The sequence below is a fragment of the Aetokthonos hydrillicola CCALA 1050 genome, assembly GCF_017591665.1.
GTDB classification, from domain to species: Bacteria; Cyanobacteriota; Cyanobacteriia; order Cyanobacteriales; family Nostocaceae; genus Aetokthonos; species Aetokthonos hydrillicola.
Map to the genome: position 1 here is coordinate 1 of NZ_JAAKGC010000212.1, position 4,596 is coordinate 4,596.

Genomic DNA, 4,596 nt, shown 5'->3' on the forward strand with positions numbered 1-4,596 from the left:
AATTTTAGGAGCGCGCGGTCAAATATGCTGAAAATACTCTTGAGATCCTTCAGCATAGGGCTGGTGTTGCCTGCTCTTCTTCTCCGTCCGGTACTGGGTGCGCCCCGACTGAACTTTTCATATGGGATTTTGGAGAGATCTATCTCTGTTAGTTCTCTTGAGAATTATGCTAAGACAGGCAAAGCTGATGATGAATTGTCTGCATATCTTGGCTACGTAGGAAAAGATAAACTGCCTCAGCTAAGGCAACTTTTACTGACTCCCATCCCTTTAAATGTCGTACAGGTTTCGCAATTTCTCTATACGCCAATTGGTGAGACATTGTTAGCGAAACTTGGAGAAGTTATTCAGCAAGAAACCCACACAAGTGGATTTTATGCAATTCGCGCAGCGCTCATTCTTGGGGCTGCTGATCCAAACGGTTTTACTTTATTAAGTGTGCTACGCAAATTCCCCTCAGCAGCTATTACGATTGATTTATCTCGCAGCTTAGCTATTGAAAATGAATTAAAAAATTTAGTCAATCAAACGCGGGATGCAGTTGCACTGATTAATCAAGAATTTAGCCAAGAGTCAGCTAGCACCTCTGTGGCGAATAATAAATCAATCGCAAACGTGGTGAGACGTGGAAATTTTAAATGGGACAAGCAAACTATCTCATTATATGATGCATCCCGCCAGCGAAAGTTTCTTTCCGATATTTACTTACCACAGACTCCCAATCCAGGAAAAGTGATTGTCATCTCTCACGGACTTGGTTCTGATCGAACAAGTTTTGCTTACTTAGCGCAACATCTTGCTTCCTATGGTTTTGGGGTTGCTGTTCTAGAGCATCCAGGTAGTGATGCAAAACAGTTGCAAGCACTATTAGCAGGTAGAGCACAAGATGTCACCAGTCCCAGGGAGTTTATTGACCGACCATTAGACGTAAAGTATCTGTTAGATGAACTCTCTCGGTTGTCTCGATCTAACGCAAAATTTAGAGGACGCCTAAATCTTCAACAGGTAGGCGTAATAGGTCAATCTTTTGGTGGTTATACTGCTTTAGCATTAGCAGGATCACCACTTAACTTTCAGCTACTCCGAAAGAACTGCGCGCTCTCGCGAAATTCACTTAACGTTTCGCTTCTACTACAATGCTTGGCTTTACGTTTACCACAATCTACATATAATCTATCAGATCCTCGTGTGAAGGCTGCGATCGCCATTGATCCAATTGTCAGCAGTATTATGGGTCAAGATAGTCTAAGCCAAATTAAAATCCCAACAATGATTGTTGCCGGTAGTGCTGATACTGTCGCTCCAGCGCTTCCAGAACAAATTCAACCATTTACCTGGTTAACAACTCAGAATAAGTATTTAGCATTAATTAATGGTGCTACACATTTCTCAACAATTGGAGATTCACCAAGCGATGCTAGTGGTGGTATCCCTGTTCCTGAACAGGCAATTGGTCCTAGTCCGACTTTAGCACGTCGCTATGTTAACGTTTTGAGTCTTGCCTTTTTCCAAGTGTATATTGCTGGGCAAACAAGTTACCTGAGCAACCTAAGCCCAAATTATATTAAGACCATCAGCAGGCAACCACTACCCTTAAGTTTAGTCCGATTCGTCCCCCTTCCTCAAAAACAACTTAACCCACGAAAAACATCTAGTAGGTAAAGAATTGCCATCATGTGCGATCGCGCTATCTTCGGGCAGCGCTTCGCTATCGCACTCAACAAAGAATTTTTGGTCGGTCTAGAGGAAATTTAATCAACTTTTTAAAGCGACCACACGGATTCTACGGTAATCTGCTATCCAAGTTCCATCTTGATAAAGCATTGGTTTCAAGCGATCCTCAACAGCGTGAATCACGTTTGTTTTTTGTTCAGCAGAAAGTCCCAAGAAAAATCGATTGGCAAACATCTCAAGCCAATTTGCCATACCCGCATCTCCGTCACTAAGAGGTGTTGGGCGATCAAGCAGCGCCGCATATATCACTTCAAATCCATGCTTTTCTAAGCAACTTGTGTACTCTCCGATGCTAGGAAAATACCAAGGAATAAACGTTGTAGAAGATGTCAAGTTCATTGCTTCAAGCACACTAAAGAGTTCTTGGGTAATTGCTTTGACATTTCCTTTACCACCAAATTCTGCTACAAAACGACCTCCGGGCTTGAGGGCTTGGTAAATAGAGCGAATAACTGCATCACTTTCTGGAATCCAATGCAGAACCGCATTAGAAAAGATAGCATCGCACGGTTGTTCTACCTTAAAATCTCGTGCATCAGCAACCGCAAATTGCAGATGAGGATAGTTGTGTCTTGCTTTTTCCACCATACTACTATCCGCATCAATTCCTATTGCCACAGATCCAGCCGCAGCAATTTTTTCGGTTAACTGTCCTGTACCACAACCAAGATCCAGTATCCGCTCTCCTACTTGGGGAGACAGCAATTTGAACAAATCTTCTGCGCGTTCCCAAACAAAAGAATGTTTGCCCTCATAAAGGGTGGTATTCCACTGATTCTGCCCCATGAAAAAATCTCCTTGGTACGGGGTAACTTAAAAGCACCATTTGAATAACTGTTTCATCTTTACAGTAAAGAATATACAGATGATTGTCCAATATATTTTTAATCATCTATTAATATGTAAAAGATATTAATCAGGAAACTGCATGGAACTACGACATCTGCGCTACTTTGTTACGCTGGCTGAGGAGCTACACTTCGGACGAGCCGCACAGAGATTGCACATTGCCCAACCACCTTTGAGTCAACAAATTCGCCAATTAGAGCTAGAATTAGGGTTCGAGCTATTTCACCGCACTAAAAGAATGGTGCAGCTCACAGAAGCAGGACAGGTCTTTTTAACAGAAGTTAAACGGGTTCTCGAGCAGCTTGATCAAGCAATTCAAATTGCACAACAAACTAGTCGTGGTGAAGCTGGACGACTTGTGATTGGCTTTGTTAGTTCTGCGTCGTATAATGTTTTGCCAAAAATTCTACGTATCTTTCGCAAGTGCGTTCCATCTGTAGTGTTGGAATTACGTGAGCTGACCACTAATGAGCAACTGCAATGGCTGCGAGAAGGGAGAATCGATGTTGGATTTCTTCGCCCTCCTGTTGAGGAAGCTTTGTTTAGTACAGAAACCATTTTTCGTGAGATGTTAGTAGTTGCATTACCAGAGGGACATCGGCTTGCACATGAACCTCAAGTGTTTGTATCGTCTCTGTGCAATGAACCTTTTATCCTGTTTCCTCGCAGAAACGCTCCTGGAGTTTACGACAATATTATAAGTTTATGCCAACAAGCAGGGTTTAGTCCAAAAGTGTCTCAGGAAGCGATAGAGATGCAGACGATTGTAAGTCTAGTTGCAGCTGAAATGGGTGTTGCAATTGTGCCAGCCTCACTTCAAAACCTTCAAAGAACTGGAGTCATTTACAAAACCTTAGAAGAGCCAAGTCCAGAAGTAGCAATTAACATAATTTGGAAATGTTACAATACGTCTCCCACTTTACAAAGATTTCTAGAAGTTGTAAGACAAGTTTTTCAAAAGTTCAAATAGAGCCTTCTAACTGCTCAGAACTTCCTTATTGTATTTTTCTATGTTATTGTCAATACTAGAAGATTGACTATTGCTAATAATTATCTTGATGAGTACTCAAATATCTTGATTTTAGGATCTGGTATTAACACTAATGTTAACACAAAATTTAAGGATTCATCTTATTTGCTTTAACTCCATACAGATACTTGAAAAAATATGATAAAAACTGTTCAAATTTTTGAAAATTCATCAGTTGAACGATTACTTAACCTGTGGGCTCAGCGTTATGCACCTGACTTGTCATCCCTAGATTTATATTCAAACCCCTCCAACTATGACAGGTTAAGGCATACAAACTCAGAACAAGGGCGATCTGAGACTGTATCTAAACTAACAAATACTTTACTTAATATTAATAGTCAAATGGCTTGGGTACAAACCAAGACCCTTCATGATTATATTCCCAATGTTTTGAATTTGAGCGAGGCGAGGCAAATAACCCAATTTGCGACACGTGTGTACAGAAAACTCCTGCAACTTTATCAACAGCCATCTTTGAATACTACTGTATTGCCTACAGACAGTCCATCAGAATTTGTACTCTCTTCACGACTATCATGGGGAAAGTCAGCAGTTACCCAGATAGCGTATGAGCTTGAACCAACATTACTCATTTATCAAGAGCAACTTCTGGTATCTAGGGACTGGCGCACTCTTGGCTTTATGACAACCCAGTTGAAATTTACTAACAGGTTGATTCTTAGGAAACTGACACAGATCGAGAAAGTACTGTTCAGCCCGTACTTGAAGTTTATTGAAGAGCAAGTTGCCATTCCCTGGCAAAGAGTTAGTGCAGCAGCTACCATCCATCAGTTGGGCTCACCAACATTAACTCTTGTCGAAGAAATGATCCCTGCGTGTGACGAAATCTCCCAGAGTGTTCACAATCAACTTGTTCAATTGTTTCCTAACTATCATAGCCGTAGTGGCTGCTTAACAGACCCCAATGTGGCGCACTCCAACATTCGTGATCTCAATATGTTTCAATCTTACCTTTGGTT

The 4,596-nt window shown here is 41.3% G+C and carries 4 protein-coding genes; 3 read left to right on the forward strand and 1 reads right to left on the reverse strand.

Features of this window, described 5'->3' with window-relative positions; translation table 11 throughout:
• Window positions 1-24 precede the first annotated feature (24 nt).
• On the forward strand, window positions 25-1,662 hold the full coding sequence (locus tag G4P69_RS35660; RefSeq protein WP_208354678.1) for an alpha/beta hydrolase: 1,638 nt from the start codon (window positions 25-27) through the stop codon (window positions 1,660-1,662).
• Window positions 1,663-1,755: 93 nt separating this feature from the next.
• On the opposite strand, the gene G4P69_RS35665 is transcribed toward G4P69_RS35660, so the two are convergent.
• Window positions 1,756-2,520, reverse strand: coding sequence for a class I SAM-dependent methyltransferase (locus G4P69_RS35665; protein ID WP_208354675.1), 765 nt, complete (start codon window positions 2,518-2,520; stop codon window positions 1,756-1,758).
• Between the two features lie 142 nt (window positions 2,521-2,662).
• Here G4P69_RS35665 and G4P69_RS35670 point away from each other — a divergent pair, with 142 nt between their 5' ends.
• Window positions 2,663-3,553, forward strand: a complete 891-nt coding sequence (locus G4P69_RS35670) for a LysR family transcriptional regulator (protein ID WP_208354676.1) — start codon at window positions 2,663-2,665, stop codon at window positions 3,551-3,553.
• 198 nt (window positions 3,554-3,751) lie between these two features.
• Window positions 3,752-4,596 (forward strand): hypothetical protein (locus G4P69_RS35675; RefSeq protein WP_208354677.1); only part of this gene is annotated, 845 nt, incomplete at its 3' end.

Bases quoted from the DNA above. Each gene is read 5' to 3' on its own strand.
- G4P69_RS35660 (WP_208354678.1), top strand. From the start codon at position 25: ATGCTGAAAATACTCTTGAGATCCTTCAGCATAGGGCTGGTGTTGCCT.
- G4P69_RS35665 (WP_208354675.1), bottom strand. From the start codon at position 2,520: ATGGGGCAGAATCAGTGGAATACCACCCTTTATGAGGGCAAACATTCT.
- G4P69_RS35670 (WP_208354676.1), top strand. From the start codon at position 2,663: ATGGAACTACGACATCTGCGCTACTTTGTTACGCTGGCTGAGGAGCTA.